The 22,188-nt window shown below is 46.3% G+C and carries 16 protein-coding genes; 7 read left to right on the top strand and 9 right to left on the bottom strand.

The window, feature by feature from the left end:
* The first annotated feature begins 11 nt into the window (after nt 1-11).
* Complete coding sequence (locus tag DMN77_RS22320) at nt 12-905, top strand: carbohydrate ABC transporter permease (protein ID WP_068778468.1); 894 nt, start codon at nt 12-14, stop codon at nt 903-905.
* A gap of 2,060 nt (nt 906-2,965) precedes the next feature.
* Here the strand turns inward: DMN77_RS22320 and DMN77_RS22315 are convergent.
* Nucleotides 2,966-5,275, bottom strand: coding sequence for a glycoside hydrolase family 95 protein (locus DMN77_RS22315; protein ID WP_306294286.1), 2,310 nt, complete (start codon nt 5,273-5,275; stop codon nt 2,966-2,968).
* 199 nt (nt 5,276-5,474) lie between these two features.
* Between DMN77_RS22315 and DMN77_RS22310 the strand changes: the two genes are divergently transcribed.
* The gene (locus tag DMN77_RS22310) at nt 5,475-6,407 is read left to right on the top strand and encodes an AraC family transcriptional regulator (RefSeq protein ID WP_179016330.1); all 933 of its coding nucleotides are present in this window, start codon (nt 5,475-5,477) and stop codon (nt 6,405-6,407) included.
* Between the two features lie 58 nt (nt 6,408-6,465).
* Here the strand turns inward: DMN77_RS22310 and DMN77_RS22305 are convergent, their stop codons facing one another.
* From DMN77_RS22305 to DMN77_RS22290, 4 genes are read right to left on the bottom strand one after another with little or no spacing between them, the layout of a single operon-like run.
* Nucleotides 6,466-7,368 (bottom strand): dihydrodipicolinate synthase family protein, encoded by a 903-nt coding sequence (locus tag DMN77_RS22305; RefSeq protein WP_068778469.1) that lies wholly within the window; start codon nt 7,366-7,368, stop codon nt 6,466-6,468.
* Nucleotides 7,369-7,411: 43 nt separating this feature from the next.
* Nucleotides 7,412-8,395, bottom strand: a complete 984-nt coding sequence (gene garR / locus DMN77_RS22300) for a 2-hydroxy-3-oxopropionate reductase (RefSeq protein WP_372776429.1) — start codon at nt 8,393-8,395, stop codon at nt 7,412-7,414.
* Nucleotides 8,331-9,668 (bottom strand): MFS transporter, encoded by a 1,338-nt coding sequence (locus tag DMN77_RS22295; protein ID WP_483874240.1) that lies wholly within the window; start codon nt 9,666-9,668, stop codon nt 8,331-8,333. Before DMN77_RS22295 ends, garR begins: the two co-directional genes overlap by 65 nt.
* Nucleotides 9,669-9,715: 47 nt before the next feature.
* Nucleotides 9,716-10,732 carry a mannonate dehydratase gene (locus DMN77_RS22290; protein ID WP_068778471.1) on the bottom strand — a complete coding sequence of 339 codons (1,017 nt, stop codon included), beginning with the start codon at nt 10,730-10,732 and terminating at the stop codon, nt 9,716-9,718.
* 196 nt (nt 10,733-10,928) lie between these two features.
* Between DMN77_RS22290 and DMN77_RS22285 the strand changes: the two genes are divergently transcribed.
* Both DMN77_RS22285 and DMN77_RS22280 read left to right on the top strand, forming a co-directional pair.
* Nucleotides 10,929-11,795: a LysR family transcriptional regulator gene (locus tag DMN77_RS22285; protein WP_068778472.1), complete on the top strand. Its 867-nt coding sequence runs from the start codon at nt 10,929-10,931 to the stop codon at nt 11,793-11,795.
* Nucleotides 11,796-11,885: 90 nt separating this feature from the next.
* Nucleotides 11,886-12,320 carry a GNAT family N-acetyltransferase gene (locus DMN77_RS22280; protein ID WP_179016328.1) on the top strand — a complete coding sequence of 145 codons (435 nt, stop codon included), beginning with the start codon at nt 11,886-11,888 and terminating at the stop codon, nt 12,318-12,320.
* 31 nt (nt 12,321-12,351) lie between these two features.
* Here DMN77_RS22280 and DMN77_RS22275 read toward each other — a convergent pair whose 3' ends face one another.
* Genes DMN77_RS22275 through DMN77_RS22265 form a run of 3 tightly spaced genes read right to left on the bottom strand, consistent with a single transcriptional unit; the run spans nt 12,352 to nt 15,536 of the window.
* Nucleotides 12,352-13,200 carry a carbohydrate ABC transporter permease gene (locus tag DMN77_RS22275; RefSeq protein WP_229520782.1) on the bottom strand — a complete coding sequence of 283 codons (849 nt, stop codon included), beginning with the start codon at nt 13,198-13,200 and terminating at the stop codon, nt 12,352-12,354.
* Entirely contained in the window at nt 13,201-14,136 is a 936-nt protein-coding gene (locus tag DMN77_RS22270; RefSeq protein WP_179016342.1) for a carbohydrate ABC transporter permease, read from the bottom strand.
* Between the two features lie 59 nt (nt 14,137-14,195).
* Nucleotides 14,196-15,536, bottom strand: a complete 1,341-nt coding sequence (locus DMN77_RS22265) for an ABC transporter substrate-binding protein (protein ID WP_256872539.1) — start codon at nt 15,534-15,536, stop codon at nt 14,196-14,198.
* A gap of 329 nt (nt 15,537-15,865) precedes the next feature.
* On the opposite strand from DMN77_RS22265, the gene DMN77_RS22260 reads away from it, so the two are divergent.
* Together DMN77_RS22260 and DMN77_RS22255 are read left to right on the top strand one after the other, a co-directional pair.
* Nucleotides 15,866-16,630, top strand: a complete 765-nt coding sequence (locus tag DMN77_RS22260) for a response regulator transcription factor (RefSeq protein WP_256872538.1) — start codon at nt 15,866-15,868, stop codon at nt 16,628-16,630.
* Nucleotides 16,627-18,387, top strand: coding sequence for a sensor histidine kinase (locus DMN77_RS22255; protein ID WP_179016327.1), 1,761 nt, complete (start codon nt 16,627-16,629; stop codon nt 18,385-18,387). Before DMN77_RS22260 ends, DMN77_RS22255 begins: the two co-directional genes overlap by 4 nt.
* Nucleotides 18,388-19,792: 1,405 nt before the next feature.
* On the opposite strand, the gene DMN77_RS22250 is transcribed toward DMN77_RS22255, so the two are convergent.
* The gene (locus DMN77_RS22250) at nt 19,793-20,617 is read right to left on the bottom strand and encodes a helix-turn-helix transcriptional regulator (protein WP_148466502.1); all 825 of its coding nucleotides are present in this window, start codon (nt 20,615-20,617) and stop codon (nt 19,793-19,795) included.
* A gap of 160 nt (nt 20,618-20,777) precedes the next feature.
* On the opposite strand from DMN77_RS22250, the gene DMN77_RS22245 reads away from it, so the two are divergent.
* Entirely contained in the window at nt 20,778-22,082 is a 1,305-nt protein-coding gene (locus DMN77_RS22245; protein ID WP_068778478.1) for a Gfo/Idh/MocA family protein, read from the top strand.
* Nucleotides 22,083-22,188: the final 106 nt, after the last annotated feature.

The following is a 22,188-nucleotide window of genomic DNA, read 5'->3' as shown; positions in this document are numbered from 1 at the left end:
GAGGTCCCCAAGTGAAGAGCAAAAAAAACATAACCGAATATATCTTTGATGCATCCTTATACTTATTTCTGACAGGTATTTTTATCGTGACCTTTTACCCGTTCTGGAATATACTCGTTATCTCATTGAACGATGCAACCGACACCCTGCGAGGTGGGCTTTACTTCTGGCCGCGAGAGATCACATTTGACAGCTATCGTACTATTTTCCGAAATCCTGAAATATGGAGTGCCATTAAGGTTACCGCACTGCGTACTGTCATAGGGACGGCGATATCCATCTTTTGCATTTCCATGCTGGCTTATGTTCTAAGCAAACGGCAGTTGCTAGGCTGGAGGTTCTTCTCTTTATTTTTTGTCTTTACCATGTACTTTGGCGGAGGGTTGATTCCAACCTATATGATTATCAAATCGCTTGGACTGATCGACTCGTTCTGGGTGTTCATCTTTCCGGGCCTAATCGGCGTATTTTTGATGATTCTGGTAAGAACTTTCATAGAGCAGCTTCCCGGTGAAATTGAAGAGTCTGCCAAAATAGACGGTGCGAACGATCTTCATATCTTCTTCCGGATTATTATGCCTCTCTGTGTCCCTGTGCTGGCTACCATTGGCTTGTTTCTGGCCATCGGCCATTGGAATTCCTGGTATGATTCATATATCTACACCTATAAGCCGGAGCTTAAAACATTGCAGGCGGTTATGGTTAAAATACTGAATCAATTCCAGACAGCAAGTATGATGTCAGACGCACAGCAGCTTGCTAAGAGCAATACCCGAATGCCGGTATCCAGCGAAAGCATCCGGATGGCTGTAACTATGGTAGCTACCCTGCCAATCATACTCGTCTACCCGTTCGTTCAAAAATATTTTGTTAAAGGGATCATGATGGGGGCCATTAAGAGTTAGTCGCATCAAATTTAGAACGGATTAAGCGAATAGTGTGTTATTCGGCAGGGCGTAGTCTTTCAACCAACTTTATATTTATGACGGCCAGGTACGTTAGATATTAGTCAGTCAAAAGTTCATCTCGAAAAATCATAGCCCAGAAAAATGACAGCCCAATTAGGCTATGACCTGTAACCTTAGGTTCTCCCCATAAGGAGGGCAGCGGATTCGCTGGCTTCTTAGACCTCAGAACCTAAGAACTTTTGACTGACCCAGCCGTTAGCATTTGCAACCTATTATTTTCGGCTCTATAGCGGCCTACACTTCCGTTAGCTCTCCGGCTTAGCTCTTAGTGCTCTGTTTCCAACTTCTTTGCCGTTGTGCCTCTGCTTCCACACTTCACTTTTACTCTAACCTCTGCTCCTCAACTTCCGCACTTCACTTCTACTCTAACCGTTGCACATCTGCTTTCGCACTTCACTTATACTCTAACTTCTCCACCTCAGCTTCCACACTCCACTTCTACTCTAACCTTTACGCCCCAGCTTCCGCACTTCACTTCTACTCTAACCTTTGCACCTCTGCTTCCACACTTCACTTCTACTCTAATCGTTGCACATCTGCTTCCACACTCCACTTTTACTCTAGCCGTTGCGCCCCAGCTTCCGCACTTCACTAACCTTTGCGCCTTCCAAGATTCTGCACATTAACTTGCTGAACTCCAAATGATGCTAACGGAAATCACAGCCCTTATTTCGATGAAATAAGGTTATTTGAATTTCTAACGGAACTAGGGGACGTTATTTGATCCAAAACAAGGGTTTTTCCTTGGATCTTGCCTGAATAACGCACCTCAGTTCCGTTAGAATCTGCATCCTATTGATTTTAGCCCTATAACAGACTACATTTCCGTTAGATCTCCAAATTTAGCTAATGCGCAGTTTCAACACTTTGCATTTGCGCCCCAGCTTCCGCACTTCACTAACCTTTGCGCCTTCCAAGATTCTGCGCATAATTTGCTGAGCTCCAAATACTGCTAACGGAAATCACAGCCCTTATTTCGATGAAATAAGGTTATTTGAATTTCTAACGGAACTAGGGGACGTTATTTGGTCCAAACCAAGGGTTTTCCCTTGGATCTTGCCTGAATAACGCACCTCAGTTCCGTTAGAATCTGCATCCTATTGATTTTAGCCCTATAACGGACTACATTTCCGTTAGATCTCTAAACTTAGCTAATGCGCAGTTTCAACATTTTGCCTTTGCACCCAGCCGCACTTCACTTCTACTCTAACCGTTGCACATCTGCTTTCGCACTTCACTCAGCTTCCACACTCCACTTCTACTCTAGCCGTTGCGCCCCGGCCTCCACACTCCACTTCTACTCTAACCTCTCCCCCCAGCTTCCGCACTTCACTTCTACTCTAACCTCTGCTCCTCAACTTCCACTCAAGATTCTGCGCATAACTTGCTGAACTCCAAATGATGCTAACGGAAATCACAGTCCTTATTTCAATGAAATAAGGCTATTTGAATTTCTAACGGAACTAGGAGACGTTATTTGATCCAAAACAAGGTTTTCCTTGGTTTTTGCCTAAATAACGCACCTCAGTTCCGTTAGAATCTGCTATCCATTGATTTCTGCCCTATAACGGCATACATTTCCGTTAGATCTCCGAACTTAGATCTCCCAACTTAGCTCTTCGTACGTAGAGTACGTAGAACACGTAGAGCTAGCCTTTCGGCCGACCACCATCCCTTAAAAGCGACTATCCCGCTAAAAGGCGCGTTAGCGTAAGGCTCCTTACTTATTAATGCGTGATTGCAAATACCTTGCAATTACATGAAGCTTTTTTTAACCACTTCGAAGTATCCAGCTTAGTTTGCTAATCATCACACATCATCGTCCATACTCCATAAACCATGATCTTAGCTTCCGGCTCTCTAGCATCACAGTAAATTTCCCAGACTTCATCCCCAAAACAAGGGATTATTTGAGAAGATTCTACTATATCTTCAAAAAAAACAACCCCAGCCCAATTCCCCGACTGTACGTTGTCCTCTACTATTAATTCGTTAAGTTATTGCAGGTTCAAACGGCTATCCAGGCGGTACAAACCACCCGGCTCAGCGTCAAGTCTGACTTGGTATTCTCCGAACCGGATAACTACGGGAGATGTGGAAAAAGTACGTACCACAGCTTCCGTTAACAGCCCCTTCTCCCAGGCCATATCGATCTCCACATTTCCTATGGCGCGAAATCCCTGTACGGAGCCGGTCTGCCAAGCCTGTGGCAAAGCCGGAAGCAAGTGAATAACACCCGTATGACTCTGCAGCAGCATCTCGGCAATAGCGGCCGTACCGCCAAAGTTCCCGTCAATGACGAAAATATTGGACTCTGCGCCAGCGATTCCTGGCTTGGAGTACGTAAGCAGATTATCGAAGCATAACTCTCCAACTAATTGAGAGATATGATGGTATGCCCTCTCTCCATCGTGAAGACGAGCGAAGTTCAAACCGAATAATGCTGCCGTAAATTCAATATCCTCCAATTCATCCTGCAGCATTCGGTTCTCTAAACTGACTCTGGCTGCTTTTGACCATTCCGGCGTTCCTTCCGGCGTGATCTGGCTGCTTGGATACAATGCATACAGATGTGACAGATGGCGGTGCTCAGGCTGGGCTTCTTCATAATCCTCAAGCCATTCCTGAAGCTGCCCCTTTCCGCCGACCTGAAGTGGCGGCAGCTTGGCTATAGCTTCCTTCCAACGCTGCTGCAGCATATCATCTATCTGTAGCAATCCGGCCGCTTGCAGACAGAAGGTAAACAAATCCCTGACCAGTGCCTGATCTAATGTGGGGCCCATGGATAATTGCTGAACTCCCTGGCTTCGGTCCACCCCATAGAAATGATTCTCCGGCGAATTCGACGGCCCTGTCACCAGCCAACCGTAATCAGGATGTACTGTCATGTATTCCAGAAAGAAAGCTGCCGCATCCTTGAGTACAGGATAAGCCGCTTGCCTCAGAAATTGAATGTCCTGATTAAATTCATAATGCTCGATCATTTGCCGGGCAATCCAAAGCCCGCCCGTTACATTTAACCCCCAGGATGTCTCCCAACCCGGAGCCGTAAACCCCCAAGCATTTGAGAATACATGAGCCACCCAGCCCTCGCAGCCGTAAAAATCCTCTGCCGTTGTCCGCCCAGCCTGTGCAAGGCTCTGGATATACCGCATTAAAGGGAGATGGCTTTCGGCCAGATTCGTTACTTCCGTCGGGAAATAATTCATCTCTGTATTAATATCAAGATGGTAATCACAGCTCCAGCCCATACGGCAAGCTTCACCATCATTCCAAATGCCTTGCAAATGCATCGGCAGCGGTGAACTTGCACGCGATCCCGAAATGGTTAAATAACGTCCATATTGCAGAAATAAAGCAAACAGTTGTGGATCTCGGTCTTGCCCCTCTCTGAACATACGAATTCGTTCATCCGTGGGAAGAGTCGCCTGTTCCGATAAACCCAATTGAATATTTACTTTGTCGTACTGGCCTCGATAATCTGCAACATGCTCCTCCCGGAGCTGGTCATATCCTTTGACAAGTGCGGTTTCCAACCGCTGCTCAGGAATCTCATGCCAGCGATCCCCCGCTTGATAATCCGTACCCACAGCAAAATAAATCCAGGCTTCATCCGCATCGGAAACAACAAGCTTATCCGCATGACTGAACACTGCGCCACCGGAAGCCTGGACATGCACAAGACCTTGACTGCGTACCCCACAGGTTCCGTCACTATGCACCTTCTCCAGCGCACAACTCTTAAAATGGAGGGTCTGACTGGCAGTTTCTATCTCAAAAGCTTCTGTACTGCCTTCTATACCAAGTGTGAAGGATACCATGCCTGGACGATCCGCCCATATTCGAGATGCAACAATATCGCCAGCTTGCGTCGCGAATACTTCACGATTCACTACTGCCCCATCGAGCTGATAAGAGACTCTTGAAATGGCTTGATCAAGCAGCAGTTCCCGGATAAAGTCGGTCACCGTTCCGGTAGCCTTATAAGCAAATTTCAATTCACACAGCGGCAAATTCGTTCCAAAGTTAGGTTTCTGCGGCTGCAGCAGCTCCTTCGCCAGCCGATCTCCTTCGGCAAAATTTCCGGAGAAGAAATGCTGCCGTATTCTCTCTAAATCGGCCTTCCCTTTAAAAGCAGATACAACCCGCTCCGGGCGACCTGACCAGTATGTAACCTCGGTCATGCTCCAGCTTTCCCGCTCAATTCCGCCACAAATAACCGCTCCGATTCTTCCATTGCCTATCGGTAATCCTTGCGACCAATGGGCCGCCGGATGATCGTACCATAACTTACATTCATTCATCATCGCTTTTAACTCTCCTGAATCCATTTTTTATCGAAAATCTGTTTTATTTGATATTTCATCCGCTATTCCAAGCCTTGTTCTTGTTGCAAATATTATTTATAGAGTATCATTGGTATGATCTATTGTATTTGCACAACCATTCATTAATTTGATAAATTATCCGCTAATCTTCGTAATAGGATCAAAGGGGATATTACCATTGAAATCATTAAAAGAGCTGACTCCTTATGTAGGCGATGTGATGACTTATTTATATGATGGCAGTTCCAATGAACGGCTTCGCTCCTGCAGCGTATTCGCCTTTCATTTGTTCACAGACGGGCCGGGAAAGATGGAAGTCGACGGGCTGATTTATCCGATAGATAAGCAGACCCTGGTGTTTCTCCGTCCAGGTCAAAAACATGCCTTTCATATTTCCTCGGATCATCCCTTATCTTCCTACAATATTTATTTTGATCTGTGGGATACAACTCAGCCGCGTTCTTTAAACCGCTCGTTTGCTTATGCGCCTGAACGGCTGCATGAGAGCCTTCTCTCGTCAGTTCTCCCGTGCAGCGAACTGGATCAACTGCCTAGCGTGTTCTCATTGCAGTCCTATCCTATGCTTCTTGACCTGTTCACCACGGTTGTGAACACCTTCAGCGAATCCCGTTACTATTCAAATGAAGCGGCAAACAGCCTGCTCTATGCCTGGATATTGAACTGGTATAGTGCGCTTCATTCCTATCAACTCTCTGATTATCGGATTATCCGTCTGCTATCACATTTGAATAAGCATCCGGATCAGAGAGGATCGGTGGAAGCCTGGGCCTTGTTCTGCGGACTCAAACGCACCTATTTCCATGAGTTGTTTCTCCGTGAGACCGGGATGACACCAAGAGCTTATCACCATAAACTGCGTATGCAGCGAGCATCCCAGCTGCTCATTGAGAGCGAATTGAGCATAACCTCCATTGCTGAAAGGCTAGGATATGTGTCTATCCATCCGTTTACAAGACATTTCAGTGCATACTACGGTACGAGCCCAAAACGCTACAGGGTGAAACCTGAGAAACATGGGCAGGATTTTCCTCATCCACTTCCTGCTTTACCAGACCAGCCTGAAACGCAAAACAGAGATGGCTTCTCATAAAACAGAGGCCATCTCTTTGGGTTTTGATCATGCATAAATTTAGTCTGAGGAAGCATGATTAATCAAGCAGTTCTGCTTCCTGCATGTATTTCTTCATATAATCCAGCAATCCGTCCTCACTTCGCAGACTCGGTTTGACTGGATTGCCGACATCCAGCCCAAGTATATTCGCCATGTCCTTGGTCGCAGCCGGGAAGCCCGCTTTGTCCTGGGATATCCTTACCGGATTTAACCTGAATTGCGCCTCCAAGGCGCCCTCCAAGTCCCCTGCAACGAATTTGGTATATATCGACGTTACAAGCGGAGCAAACATATTCGCCGTCGAACAGACACTTCCTACGGTTCCCGTACATAACCCGGCATATACTAACGTATCCTTGCCTGCCAGAACTTTAAAGCCGATATCTCGGGTCCGCCTGATATACTCGCTTAATAGGGTAAAATCACCGCTTGAATCTTTGATTCCCACAATGTTCTCCACATTACGCGCTAAACTCTCTACCAGATCAGCGGACATGGAGTAGCCGATTCTTCCGGGATTATTATAGAGCAGTACCGGCGTATCGGGGATTGCCTCCGCGACGGTCTTAAAATGAATAAACAGTTCTTCGGAGCTAGGTTTGATAAACATCGGCGGCAGAATGGAGACTCCATCGGCTCCCGTAGCTTCAGCCATTTTGGCCAGGCGCACTGCATTTCGGGTACGGATCGCTCCGATTCCGAAAAATACCGGGACAAGCTCATGTGACTGCTCCAGGATCACTTCCAATCCCCGCTGAAGTTCATTCTCCTCAAACATATAAAACTCCCCGTTGCTCCCAAAAGCAAGGATACCGTGGACACCTCCTTCTATGACATGGTCCACCATAAAACGCAGCCTGGTTTCATCCAGTCTCTCGTCTTTGTCTACCGGGGTGACAATCGGAACAATGATTCCTTTGATCGGGTCAGTATTAAGCATTTTATTCTCCTATCCGTTTATAAGGAAGTCAGGGCACAGACCTTTATTCAATCGTCAAATTGTTTATTTTCTCGTAATACTTGGCGATGCTGGCATGGTCGTCCTTTTCATGTCCATCCACCTTAAGAGCCTGTAGAATCTCCATAATTTGCGAGGTTAACGGAAGAGATGCATGGATGGAATGAGAGGTATCCAGAGCGTTTTGCAAATCTTTAATATGCAGCTCAATTCTAAATCCAGGGTTGAAATTTCTCGATAAAATCATAGGGACCTTCGCATTCATTACCGTACTTCCGGCGAGTCCTCCCCGGATCGCCTCAAAGACCAGTTGTGGATCTACCCCAGCTTTCTTGGACAAAGCCATCGCTTCACTGACTGCTGCGATATTCAAAGCAACGATAATCTGATTGGCCAGCTTTGTAATATTGCCTGCGCCTACATCACCGACATAGGTTACCGATCCGGCCATAGACATCAATAAATCATAATATTTATCGAAAACCTCTTTTTTGCCGCCAACCATAACAGCTATTGTTCCGTCAATGGCCTTGGGTTCTCCTCCGGAAACAGGCGCATCCAAAAACTGAACGCCCAGCTCTGCTAATTGCTGTGAAAATTCCCGACTTGCAACGGGAGATATGGAACTCATATCAATGACAGCTTTATCCTTAGACAAACCTTCTGCTATGCCGTTTTTAGAAAATAAAGCATTTTCAACATTGGGCGAATTGGGCAACATCGTAATAATTACGTCCGACTGTTCCGCTGTCTTCTTGCCGTCCGACGCTTTTTTCGCCCCCAACTTCACCAGTTCCTCCAAGTTCTTCTCATGGATATCAAATACCGTGAGCTCATAACCTGCCTTCAGGATGTTTTTTGCCATCGGCTTGCCCATAATTCCCAATCCAATAAAACCAACTTTCATTCCTTTACTCCCCTTCCAAATTGAATTTGTTGTACTTCTATCTTTCTTTGGGCAGCTCGATCCGCTGCGGGTTATTAACAATAAAGATATAAGACAATGCACCAACTAACAGGACGGCGCCAACAAAGGTTAATGCCCCGCTGTAAGAATTCGTCTGGGCGATAATATAGCCGACCACGATCGGAGTCACAATCCCCGCCGTATTCCCGATGGTATTAAAGATACCCGCGCTCAGGCCGATAAGCTCTTTGGGAGCCATATCCCCAACGAGGGACCAGGTAAGACCGGCCATGCCCTTGGCAAAAAACGCGATGCCCATAACCATAATGACCAGGAAGTGATTTTGCGTAAAATTGGCTAAGACGATCGTGCTGGACAACAGGAAGCCGATAACGATCGGGACCTTACGGGCCACAGCAAGCGATTTCCCTCTTTTCAGAAGCAGATCGGAAAGAATTCCGCCGAGAATTCCGCCAACAAAAGCTCCCAAATAAGGCACTGAGGCGGCAAATCCGGTCTGGATCAAGGACATTCCCTTCTCTTTGACCAGATAGGACGGGAACCAGGTCAGGAAGAACCAGACGATAGTATTTAAGGCATATTGACCAATGTAAATTCCAATCAACTGGCGGTTTGTCAGCAGCAGTTTGATATGACTCCACTTCACCTTTACCTTCTTGGAATCCGCGTCCGTCAACCCGCCGCCGGCATTAATATAGTCGATCTCCGCCTGATTGACATAGGGATGCTTGGAAGGTTCATGGATAAATATAAACCAGAGAATCGCTATAATAATGCCAAGTCCACCGGCTAAATAGAAAACATATTCGTAACCGAAGCGTTCCGAGATCCAGGCCATTACCGGCGTAAAAAGGGCCAAACCGAAATATTGCGCCGAGTTGTAGATAGATACCGCTCTGCCGCGCTCATCCTGCGGGAACCACATCGTGGTCAATCGGCTGTTGCCGGGAAATGACGGGGCTTCGCAGAGCCCAACCAAAAACCGTAATATAAACAACGCCACGATCGTGCTGACGAAGCCCTGGTACATCGTAAATGCGGACCACAGCAGCAGACCTATCCCGTAGACTCTCTTGGCACCAAATCTGTCGAGAAGCCAGCCACCGGGAATATTAAATATGGTATAGGCCCAGTTAAAGGCAGAGAAGACCAGACCCAACTTCACGGAGTCGATAAGCAGACTCTCCTGCAGCAGCGGGGCCGCAACCCCTAACGCCGAGCGGTCTATATAGTTCACGACCGTTACAATAAACAGCATCGCCAGGATCAAATAGCGGACATTGCTTCTGCGCGGTGCAGGCACATTCGGAGCGGGGCCATTTTGATTGGCGTATTCGACGCTTTCAGAACTCAATTGCAATACCTCCTCTTAAATCGATGGATTTGGCCTGTCAAGGCGATCTATTTGCCCCGGTATTCTGTCAATGCGTTCAGCAGAGCCCTGATATAACCTATCGAATAGGCGTAGCCGACATTGTTGTAGTTCCATTTGATACAAGTATTAGGCCAGCTGGGATGAATATCTGGCTCAGCGCCTTCGAGAATCGGGACATGGTCAGGATTCAGGCAGCCGTCGTATCCCACTTTGTCCAGTTCGAGCAACAGCTTGAATATATTGATATCCCCGTCGTCCAATAAGGTTTCTTCAAAGGCTCGCGTGGTTGCCAGACTTCCTCTTACATTTCTTAAATGCACAAGAAATATCTTGCCTTTCCTTCCGTAGTTACTAACTTCATCCAGCACTAGCGAGCTGCCGCCTTCCTCTGCCCTAGTCCCTACGCAGTAGACATAACCGACATTTTTGCTTGGGAACAGGTCAATAATTCTGTGATAGCCAAGCCCGCCAAAAAGTGTTCCCGGGTGCGGAACATCGGAAGGATGCATGCCCAGCAAGACGTTGCTGGCCTCGGCTGCAGGAACCAGTTGCTTGTAGGCGTCACAGAAACGGTCCAGCATTTTCTCATAGTTCTCCAGCGTAGTGTATGGAAGCTTTTCTTCTGTAAAAGAAATACTCTCTCCGCGGGCAATAGCTCCCCCTCTTTGCAGAGCGCGATACTTTATTGTTGAGTTCGGAAAAGTGTCGCCTTCAAACCTTTGCCTCGCTAAGGTAATTCCCGCCTCGCCAAATGCTTTTATCGCCTGGATTGAATTTTCGACTTCCCTTTCACTGCCTGGTTCATTATTCATAAATTTCTTGGTAATGTCGGGCAAGGTCACTCGATTAACATCCAAGCCAAATGAACGGAGCCTTTTTCTTAAGGCCAGTATGGCGTCGAGATCCGGATACCCCTGCTCCTTTACACCCGGAAAGGCGTTGCCGCCGCCAAAATCAATGCAATCCACCCCAAGCTGGCTTAATTGTTTTAATTCCTGGTCCGTAAAATCCGTCTTGTAAGAAGTAATTGAAATTCTCATCATCCTGGTCTTCTTCCCTTCCGTGGCCTACTAAATATTCCTGATCATTTACAAAAGACGTCTTTTGTGAAAAAACTAACAAACCGTTTGTTTATGGTATAATCATAAGTTGAATCCGCTTTCCTATAAAATATTGGTTTTTTATCGAGAATCGAAAAAAAATTTTATAGCAAATCACTTTAGATGGGGGGATCAGTTTATGGATTTCAGGGATATCGCCATTCTGCAGCAGCTTTATAAAGAAAAAAACATAAAAAAGACAGCAGACCTTCTTTTTCTCTCACAGCCCGCCATTACCTATCGAATTCATCAATTAGAGAAGGAATTAAATACCGATATTCTGATCAGAGAGAAAAAGGGAGTTCAATTCACACTTGCCGGGGAATATTTGGTTGAACACAGCAGGGAGCTGTTGGCCGAACGGGATCGCATTATCGAACATATCCAAAACATGGGCGATGAAGTCCAAGGAACACTAAAAATTGGAGTGTCCAATAATTTTGCTCTCTATAAACTGCCTCCTATTATTCGAAGATTCAGCCGAAAGTTCCCCAAAGTAAAAATAATGCTTAAAACCGGATTAGGAAGAGAGATTCTGAAAGAGCTTGAGAACGGCGATATATATATTGGGATTGAAAGCGGAGGGCACCGGTGGGTCGGGCAGAAAACCCTGATTGACCGCAGTAAAATATGTATGATATCAAAAAATAAATTCCGTCTGGAAGATTTGCCGCAGCAGCCTTTGATCTATGTTGGAACTCCCTCTGTTGAGAGGGTCTTTAATGTATGGTGGCCGCGCAGATTCCACTCCGTTCCGCAGATCGTAATCAGAACAGATTATGTCGAGACCTGCAAACATATGGTTATGAACGGGCTAGGCACGGCATTTGTCCCTTCCTTCTGCCTGGAAGAGAATGATCCCTTATTTATCGAAGAAATTCAAACGGAAGATATGGATGAAGAATTTTACACAGAAAGCTGGATCAACTACAAGGAGTCTTCCCTGGAATTATCCGTCGTCAAAGAATTCGTAAACTTTATGATTGCGGATAATAAGGCTAATTAACTTTAAGCTGGGCATTGCCGTTCATGAACTGGCGTATATTCTGGTTCTGAATCTCTTCTCGGTGGAGAGTTATTATGAAAGGAGTATAAAATGCATAATAGAAAAGCTGCGAAGAACGACTACGAGCTTATTTTGGAGCTATGGGAGAGGTCGGTTATAGCTACCCATCATTTTTTGGCGGTCGATGATAGGCTTAAGCTAAAGGAAGAGATTCCTTCATATTTTCCCAATCTTGATGTCCGGCTGTGGTATATTGAAGATCAATTGATCGGATTCTCGGGGGTTCATCAATCCCATCTCGAAATGTTATTTCTAGATCCCGATCTGACCGGAAAAGGATATGGGACACAAATGATCCGCTCTTTGATCGAAGATTATGGAGTAACGAGTGTGGATGTGAATAAAGACAATGAAAACGCCACACGATTCTATTTAAAAAGCAGCTTTACCGTGGTTAGCGAGAAACCGACCGATGGCGAGGGCCGCCCCTATCCAATCCTGAATTTAAAATTAAAATCCCGATGATCACATAATCATCGGGATTTTACTATATCTCCTACCCCTTCAACCCCGTTGTCGATATGCCTTCCACGAAGTATTTCTGGGCGAAGAAGAAGAGCAGAATGCAAGGAACAATACTGACTACAGACATCGCCAGCACCTGGTTCCAGGATACGGCCGAGGATGCGTCCAGGGATAGACGCAAACCCAGCGATACGGTAAATCTCTTCACACTGCTGATATAGATAATCGAGTTAAAGAAGTCATTCCATGTCCACATAAACTGGAAGATGCCCACGGAGAAGATCGCCGGTTTACAAAGCGGCATCAACACCCGCGTCAATACTGTAAAGGAGTTGCAGCCATCAATCGTCGCGGCTTCGTCCAAATCACGTGGAAGACCGCGCAGGAACTGAATCATCATGTATACGAAGAAGGCCCCCGTTGCGAAAGCCGCCGGAACAATAAATGGCAAGTAGGTATCCAGCCATTTCATCTTGTTAAACAAAATGTAGCGTGGAATCATAATAGAAGCATTCGGCAGCATAAGCGTAGCGATCATGATTGAGAACAGCGCTGTTTTCATAGGGAACTCAAATCTGGCGAAGCCGTAGGCAACGATCACGCTGGAAATAATCGTGAACAGCACCGTTGGCACAACCAGGAGCAATGTATTAATGAAGAAATCATTAAATCCGTATTGTCCGGTGCCCTGCCAACCCAATGTGTAGGAATCCCACACCAAGGTCGTTGGCATCAGCTTGCTGGAGCCAAATATTTCAGCATTCGTCTTGAAGGATGACGCGAACAGCCAGATGAGCGGGTATACCATTACGAAGCCAAGAATAATTAGAAAAGAATAATTGAGTATCGTGCTGGACCTGCTGCTGGAATCTTTCATCATTTATCCTCTCCCGTCCTCATAATATACCCAGCTGTTGGATGTCTTGAAGATAATCGCCGTAACGACCATAATAATCATGAACAAAATCCAGGAAAGAGCCGAAGCATAACCCATTTTAAAGAAGCTAAAGGCCTCTTCATACAGCTTCAACGCATAAAGGAAGGTTGACTTCATCGGTCCGCCGTTTGTGATGACAAACGCTCCGGTGAATTCCTGAAAGGCGTTAACCATCTGCATGACCAGATTGAATAATACGATAGGCGTAAGCAGCGGCACCGTAATCTTAAAGAACATGCCCGGCTTGGAAGCACCATCGATCGCCCCGGCTTCATATAAATCCTTAGGGATCTGCTGCAGACCGGCCAGAAATAACACCATGGATGAACCGAATTGCCATACGGTAAGCAAGCCGAGTGTATACAGAGCCACATCCGGACTGCCAAGCCAATCAACCGGACCGATATGCAAATAGCTCAGCAGATTGTTGATAACCCCTTCCTTCATGAACAAGAAGCGCCATAATACAGAGATTGCGACGCTCCCGCCCAGAATGGAAGGCAAATAGTACACCGTTCTGAAGATGTTAATCCCCTTTAGCTTCGCGCTAAGCAGCACGGCGATGAACAGCGCAAAAGCCAGCTTCACGGGAACAGCGAGCAACACATATATCCCTGTCACCTTTAATGATTGATAGAACTCTGGATCCGCTGTAAAGATCTTAATATAGTTGTCCAGGCCGATAAATTTAGGAGTGCTGACCATATTGTAATCCGTGAACGAATAGTAAAAGGATGATAGAAACGGATAAAATTGAAAGATTAGCAAGCCTATAATCCAAGGTGCGATGTATAACAGTCCGATGTACTGGTAGTTTTTCTTGGCCTTTATCTTGTGTCCCGTCTGACTCTGTGGCTTGGTCCATGCAGTTGGAGACATAGACATAACGGACTCTCTCCCTTCCTACCCTACGAGCTCTCACATGATTCGCTGCTTAACTATCTGTTCTTGATCTCCTCAAGCTTGGATGTCAGACTGGATATCAATTCATCCGCAGCCTGTTCCGGTGTTGATTTTCCATAGCTAACCTTCTGAATAATATCTTCAAGTACTTTCTGCACTTCCGAGTTGTTCGCGATGCTATTGTCAACGATCCCCGCATGGCTAAGGCCTAATTCAACTGCATTCGTAATCGCCGGATCGATCTTGCCTGCCGCAACTGCTGCCGCTTGAGCCGATTTCACCGGTGGAACAGATCGTACATCCCCCAGGATCGCAGCCGCATCCGGATCATTCATGAACCAGTTCAAAAATTTAACCGCTTCCTCCTGATGCTCGCTCTTGTTGCTAATGGCGAACAATTGGGAAGGTCTGACCAGAACGCCCGAGTCTTTGGCTTCTTTGGCGATTACCGGAAGGCTGGTAACGATCTCTACATCATCCGGCAGGACGGTCTTGAGCGACAGCATCGTACTGCTCATGGACGGAGCCATCGGGATCTCCTGATTAATCCACTTCGGATTCTGATCGATTTTGCCGAAGAACAGATCGCTCTCTCCGATCGGCTGGTATACGCCAGCTTCCATCGCCTTATGAAGCCACTCAAAGCTTGCCGTAGCATCCTCTTTACTGAAGCCTACGGTGTAGTCCTCGTTCACCCATTGATTGCCCGTTCGCTGCTTCAACATCGTGATCATATCCTGGCGCAATGCCGCATGGTCGGCGAGCAGCAAATATTTGGAGCTGTCCTCCGCATGCAGCTTCTTCCCGGCTTCATAGATAGAATCCCAGTCCCATTGCGTATCGACTGCGATGCCCAGCTTGTCCGCCAGCGTCTTGTTAATAATCATGCAATAGGCATTCACACCGGTAGGCACAGCTACCAGCTTACCGTCGTATTGACCAAAGTTGTTCAGGAAGTTCGAATCGAACCCACTTAAGTCAAAGCTCGAAAAGTCCTTCAAATCAACGAAGAAGTCTCCCTTGCTGGTCAACTCCTGCAGCCATGGCAAGTCAAGCTGCATGATGTCAGCAGAGGTCTCACCGGACAGCTGGGTCTTGATCTTCTGCTCATACCCGTCAAAGCCTTGATATTCTGCTTCGATGGTCACATTCGGGGCTATTTGTTTGTAAGCCTCGATTGCGGCAATTGTAGCCGCGTGTCTATCCTCTCCCCCCCACCAGCTGAAACGCAGGGTAACTTTCTTATCTCCTTCCGCTGGGCCAGCATTCGCTTTTCCATCTTCTGATTTGCTATTCCCCCCGGAACAACCACTAAGAAGGACAAGAACCATCACCGTGGCAATAAATGCCAGTCCTACTTTTTTTCCTCTCATCATCTCATGTCTCCTTTGTCCACATTTTCTTTCCATTGGGATGAGACCGTGTAAGTCTCTATAGAGTGAAACGCTAGAGTTGATCTGGATCGCTGATTATTTGTAAGCGTTTCATTAATTATGCGGCCGATTCCCCTTTTTTTTAAGGTAGCCCATCTTAGAAAAAGGTATCATTTATACACTGTATATCGGTTCCAGGTATCTTATTGTTGTAAAAAGAATCATTTTTACAGCATTCCGCAATCTTTTAAAATCGCTTACATTACAAATACAGTGACTCTGATATAATTACTGTAAGTTGCTAAAGAGTTCCTTAAAATACATGAGGTGAAATGATGTATAATCTTCTAATTGTCGATGACGAGGCGGAGACGCGTGAAGCCTTAGCCATTTATTTTCCCTGGAATGATATTGGCTTCCAAATTGTTGGCCAGGTCAATAACGGACTGGAAGCCCTCCAATTCATAGACGGAGAGGAACGCGTAGATATTGTTTTTACTGATATTAAAATGCCCGTTATGTCCGGAATCGAATTAGCGGAGAATTTATATAACCATAAGCAAAATATTAAGATTGTATTTCTTAGCGGATATCGGGATTTCGAATATGCCAGGCAGGCGCTGCATTACCGGGTCATGAATTATGTGCTCAAGCCGGCCAAATATCATGTGCTGATGGATGTATTCGTTAAGCTTCGTAACGAAATGGAGGCGGGAGGAACTTCTTTAGAATCGGAGGATACCGCACCGGATTATAGCTATAGCAAGGGTGACGAGAGCCTGGTCATCAAGAAAGTGAAGGAATACGTGAAGCAGAACTACAAGGAGGCTACGCTTGAGGAAGTGGCTCGGCAGGTTTATATGAACGCCAACTATCTCAGCTTTTTCTTTAAACAGAAGACGGGACAGAACTTCTCTGACTACCTGATTCAGACCAAGATGGAGATGGCTCTCCACCTGCTGCAGGATTTCAATTATAAAACCTATGAGATCAGCGAGATGGTCGGCTACAGCAACGCCAAAAATTTCACTCGGACTTTTAAAAGTTATTATGGGAAAACGCCTAGTGAATACCGGAGTGGACAAGCCTCTATATGAGAGAGAAATATTTTATTAAGCAGCTGATGACTTTTCTGATCCCATTGCTCATCCCTATCATTATTCTCGGCTCGCTCTCTACCATTTCGGTACAGCATGATATTAAGGCAGATATTAATCAGAACAGCAGCTTCCTGCTGCTGCAATCGCAGACCCAACTGGAAATGATTCTGAATGAGTTGGATACGTTGTATCTGGCTCTGTATGATAATACGAATATTTTCAATGAGTTGTCTTCTGTGCTCAAAAATCCCTCTTACACCTATGAGAGTTCGACAGCCAATTCGATTATTTCCAGCTTTCTGAATGCTTTTACGAGCTCCAAGCCCTATATTCAATCCTTCTATCTGTATGTAGACAATCCATATCATCGATTCCTGTCCTCTGTTGATGGGCTGGTGACCTTGGATCATTTCTATGATACGGCTTGGTATAGCGAGTTCATGGAATACTCCGGACCAGCAACAAAGTGGACGGAACGCAGAAATATCCGCTTCTATGATTTCGAGAATGACCCAACGGCTATTGTCACCTTCTATAATGTACTGGTACCGCAGAAAATTGGTATTATTCTTAACATCCGGCCCAAGTATATTGAGAATCTGCTCGACGACATTACAACCTATGACGGACAGCAATTATTTGTATTAAATGAAGAGAATAAGGTGATCTTCTCCAATCATTCGGGCGAGTTGCTTCAGGCTAAAGACATTTACTGGATTGCGAATCAGCCGGCATCGGTCTTCGATCTGAATACCTCACAGGGATTGGTTAATGTGACCAAAGTGGAGTCGGAGCGCTATAAGTGGAAGTATGTCTCGGCCATACCGCATTCGGATCTGTATAAGACGCCGACGCGAATTTTTAAATACACGCTGCTGTTTGCCGTGATCGCTATCATATGCGGATTCATTCTGACCTACTATGTTGTGCGCCGCAACTTTAACCAGCTCAAGATGATCCGGCTGCTGATCAAATCGGCTGAGGATCGCCATGTTCCACTGAAGCCGCCGGCGAAGATCAAAGATCAATATTCATATATTATCCATGATATGATGACGCATTTTATTGAGCACCGCTATATCCATACCCAGCTGCTGGAGAAAAAGTACAGACTCCAGGTTATGGAGTTGCTTGCCCTACAGTCGCAGATTAACCCCCACTTCCTCTATAACACCTTGCATTCCGTGTATTGGGAGTCGGTCGCACTGACAGGCCAGCCAAACAAGGCAAGCGAGATGATTGAGGACCTGTCCGATATTCTCTCCTACTCCTTCAGTAATCCAACCCGGACAGTGACTTGGGGCGAGGAGATCGCCAATGCGATCAGTTACATCAATATTCAGAAGAAAAGGTATAAGGACAAGTTCGATGTGATCTATGAGTACGATGAGGAGATTACCGAATTATCGACGATGAAGCTGATTCTACAGCCACTGTTGGAGAACAGCATCTATCACGGCATTAAGGAGAAGGACGGGCCTGGCCTGATTAAGGTGAAGCTTGCGAGGAGGTTCGAGCGGCTGCGTATCACAGTAACGGATAATGGAATCGGTATGCCGCCCCATTCGTTGACCGAAGTGATGCGGCGGCTCGATATCGATGAGGAGCGCACCAAGCATGTGGGGCTATTTAATACGAACAAACGCCTGAAGCTCAGGTATAATGAGCTATACCACCTGCGTATCCGCAGCAAGCAAGGCTTTGGGACGATGGTAGAGATCACCATCCCTATCGAAGAAGACCGGCATGGTTAATCCTGTCGATCTTCTTTGCCTTTACAGTAGTTCTAACGAAACTGGGAAGCGTTATTGGGGGCAAAAACGGCCTTCGGATATTTTAACGAAACTGACAATCGCTATTCCGGCTATTTCCCCCTCTAAAGCTCGCATTTCCCGCCAATAACGATCTGTAGTTTCGTTAGTTCTAAATTACCCTTGTTTTCGGGGAAATAGCGTTATGGAGTTTCGTTAGAAGGATCGGTGGCTCAGGGGAACAAACGTTGAAGCTCAGGTATAACGAGCTCTACCCCCTGCGTATCCGCGGCAAGCAAGGCTTTGGGACGATGCTAGAGATTTCCCATCCCTATCGAAGAAGACCGGCCATGGAAAATCCCGTCGAACTTTTTTGGCCTTTACAGTTCTAACGAAACTGGGAAGCGTTATTGGGGGCAAAAACGGCCTTCGGATATTTTAACGAAACTGACAATCGCTATTCCGGCTATTTCCCCCTCTAAAGCTCGCATTTCCCGCCAATAACGATCTGTAGTTTCGTTAGTTCTAAATTACCCTTGTTTTCGGGGAAATAGCGTTATGGAGTTTCGTTAGAAGGATCGCTTATGGTTTGGTGGTTTGGTGGTCAATAGTCGCTGGTTCGTTGATTCGGTGATTTGTTGGTCGCTGAGTTCTTTGGTTCCTCGATTCGTCGGTCGTTGGCTCGGTGGTTCGCTATTTGCTGGCATGTCGGATCGTTAGTTCACTAACTCATAGTTTGGTAGTTCGCTGGCTTATTGTTTTCCTCGGTTCGTCGGTTCGGTGACTCGTTGGTCCGTTGGCTCGTAAGTTTGCTGGCCAGTTGGCTCATCGGTTTGTTGGTTCACTGGCTCATAGTTCGATAATCTGATGGCCTATTGGATTACTGGATTCGCAGGTTCGGTGGCTCGTTGATTTGCTAGTTCGCTAGTTTGCTGGCCTGCTGCTCGCCGATCTTTGGTTCGTTGCTCGGTGGCTCTTTGGCCCGATGGTTCATCGGTTTGCTAGTTCACTGGTCCGTAGGGACGGTTGGTCGTTGATTCGTTGCGCTAGCCTGATAGACCACCCGTTTGTCAATTCTTCGATCCACTGGTTCGCTGGCACGTTGCTCACTGATTCGTTAAATTTCATTATCTCGTTAATTCGCTGGCCCGGTGTGATTTATTGGTTCACTAGCCTGCTGGACCACTCGTTTGTTAATTCTTCGATCCACTGGTGCGCTGGCACGTTGCTCACTGATTCGTTGCGTTTCGTTGGATCGTTAATTCACTGGTCTGGTGGTGCGCTAGTCACTCCGTTAATTTTTTATTTTCGTTAGCTCACTGGTTTGTTAATCCGATAGTTCATTGGTCCACTAGTCCACTGCGTTAGTCCGCCGGTCCGCTGGTGCGTTCTCCCCCTCTTGTTTGACTCACTCCTGATTTTGCTTGCGATATTGCAGCGGGGAACGCTTCGCAATCTGCTTGAATACTCGGCCGAAATGAGCAATGCTATCAAAGCCCGTCTCCTCAGCGATTCTCGTAATCCTATCATCCGTCTCTCGCAGCAAGGTCTGCGCTTCCCGAATTCGAATATAATTCAAATATTCAATGACCGTAAAACCTGTGGTCTGCTTGAAAATACGGCAGAGATAGGTCTCGCTGATATAGAATTGCTCTGCAATCCCCGGCAAAGTCAGCTTCTGTCTGTATTCCATATTTAAATATTCGATGATGCGGTATACCCTGCGCTGCTTCTCGCTCGATTCAGGCGGAATCGGCTCCGGCTTGGCTTCGCGGATACGGGCAATAAGAATGAGCATCTGTAGAAGCAAAGCCAGCAAATATTCTGTAGAACTGCTTCCTGCTTCCTTCTGCTCGCGCAGCATGTTGTGGAACAGATCTTCAAACCGTCCCTGCTCATGCACATCTGGACGAAGCAAGAAGCTCTCCCCGTGATACAAAGGCAGCTCCCCCACTCCCAGACCCAGCAACGGCTCAATGAACAGATCATCAAAATTAACCAATATCCGCTCATGAGAGAACCTTCCCTTGCTCGTCGTTCGATGTAAATGGTTCTTGTTAATAAACAGCAGGTCGCCAACCTGCAGAGCATAAACCCGATCATTAATATAGTAGTACCGTTCACCCGACAGTAAATAATAGATTTCATAACTTTCATGAAAATGATCAGAATCCATACTAAAATGTTTAGTTCGCTTGATCTGCTCCACGGCAAAATATGGTGTTGTGCTCACAAAACTCCTTCCTTTCTCGATCCTGATATCTGAACTTTTTGAACATGACATTTTAGATAAAATATGCATAGTTTTTATTAAAACGACTAATAAACGCTTAGATTCTTGCATTTCATATACTATAAAATAGATTTATACCAATGTAAATGGAGTGATCATCTTGTCCAAGAAGAAATACGTCATCGTAGGTACCGGAGGTCGGGCAGAGTTTTTCTATAGCGAGTTGGTAACTACTTTCAAGGAAACTTCAGAGCTGGTTGCAATTTGCGATGTCAATCAGACCAGAATGAATTATGCGAATAGACTGTTACAAGAGAAATACCATTATCATGAGGTCCCTACTTACAAATCGGAGAAATTCGATCAAATGATCGAGGATACCAAGCCGGATTTTGTGCTTGTATGCTCGATTGATCGCACGCATCATAAATATATCGTCCGCGCGATGGAACTCGGCTGTGACGTCATCTCCGAGAAGCCGATGACCATAGACGAAGAGAAATGTCAGGAGATCTACGATGCCATCGAACGCACTGGACGAAACCTTCGCGTAACGTTCAATTACCGCTATGCGCCGCATAACACGAAGATTCGTGAATTAATTATGGATGGAACCATCGGCGAAATACTGTCCGTCAACTTCGAATGGCTGCTCAACACGCAGCATGGCGCCGACTACTTCCGCAGATGGCATCGCGATAAAAGAAACAGCGGCGGATTGCTCGTACACAAATCTACGCACCATTTCGACCTGATGAATTTCTGGCTGGGTTCCAAACCCGACACCGTATTTGCCATGGGCGACCTGCGCTTCTATGGCAGGGAGAACGCTGAGAAGCGCGGCGTTACTGAATTTTACCAACGCGCTTACGGCAGCGAAACGGCGCAGAACGATCCGTTCGCGCTCCATCTCGACCAGAATGAGCATTTGAAGAGCATGTATCTTGATGCCGAGCAGGAGGATGGATATCAACGCGATCAGAGCGTATTCGGAGACAATATCAGTATAGAAGATACGATGAGCGTGATGGTTAAATACAAGAACAAGACCGTGATGAACTATTCGCTAAATGCTTATCTGCCATGGGAAGGCTTCATTATTGTTTTTAATGGTACACAGGGCCGTATGGAAGTACGAATCACCGAGCAATCCTACGTCAATTCCGGTGGCGATAAGGCGGATGAAGGCGCTTTGCAAGGCATGGATATCATGATCTACCCTCACTTTGCAGCGCCATATCGCGTTGAAATTGAGCAAGGGGTAGGCGGCCATGGCGGTGGCGACCCCGTTATGCTGCGCGATATCTTCGATAAGAAGCAGGAGGATCGCTTCAACCGTGCCGCTTCCCATATCGACGGAGCTATGTCGATCATGACTGGCATCGCAGCTAACCGCTCCATTCGGACCGGCCAACCGGTCAAGGTCGACGACCTGTTCAAGTTCCCTGCCGGAAGCTTGAAGTAAGACCGTTAAATTAGGGACCCCAATTTCCATATACAGCAACAGCCTCCTGGAATCACCAGGAGGCTGTTGCTTATCAGCGCTCTAACTCGATATGGGTTTCCAGCGC

This window comes from Paenibacillus sp. 79R4 (assembly GCF_013393165.1).
Classification (GTDB): Bacteria; Bacillota; Bacilli; order Paenibacillales; family Paenibacillaceae; genus Fontibacillus.
Note: the sequence above shows the minus strand (reverse complement) of the source record. Positions and strands in the feature narration are given on the sequence as shown.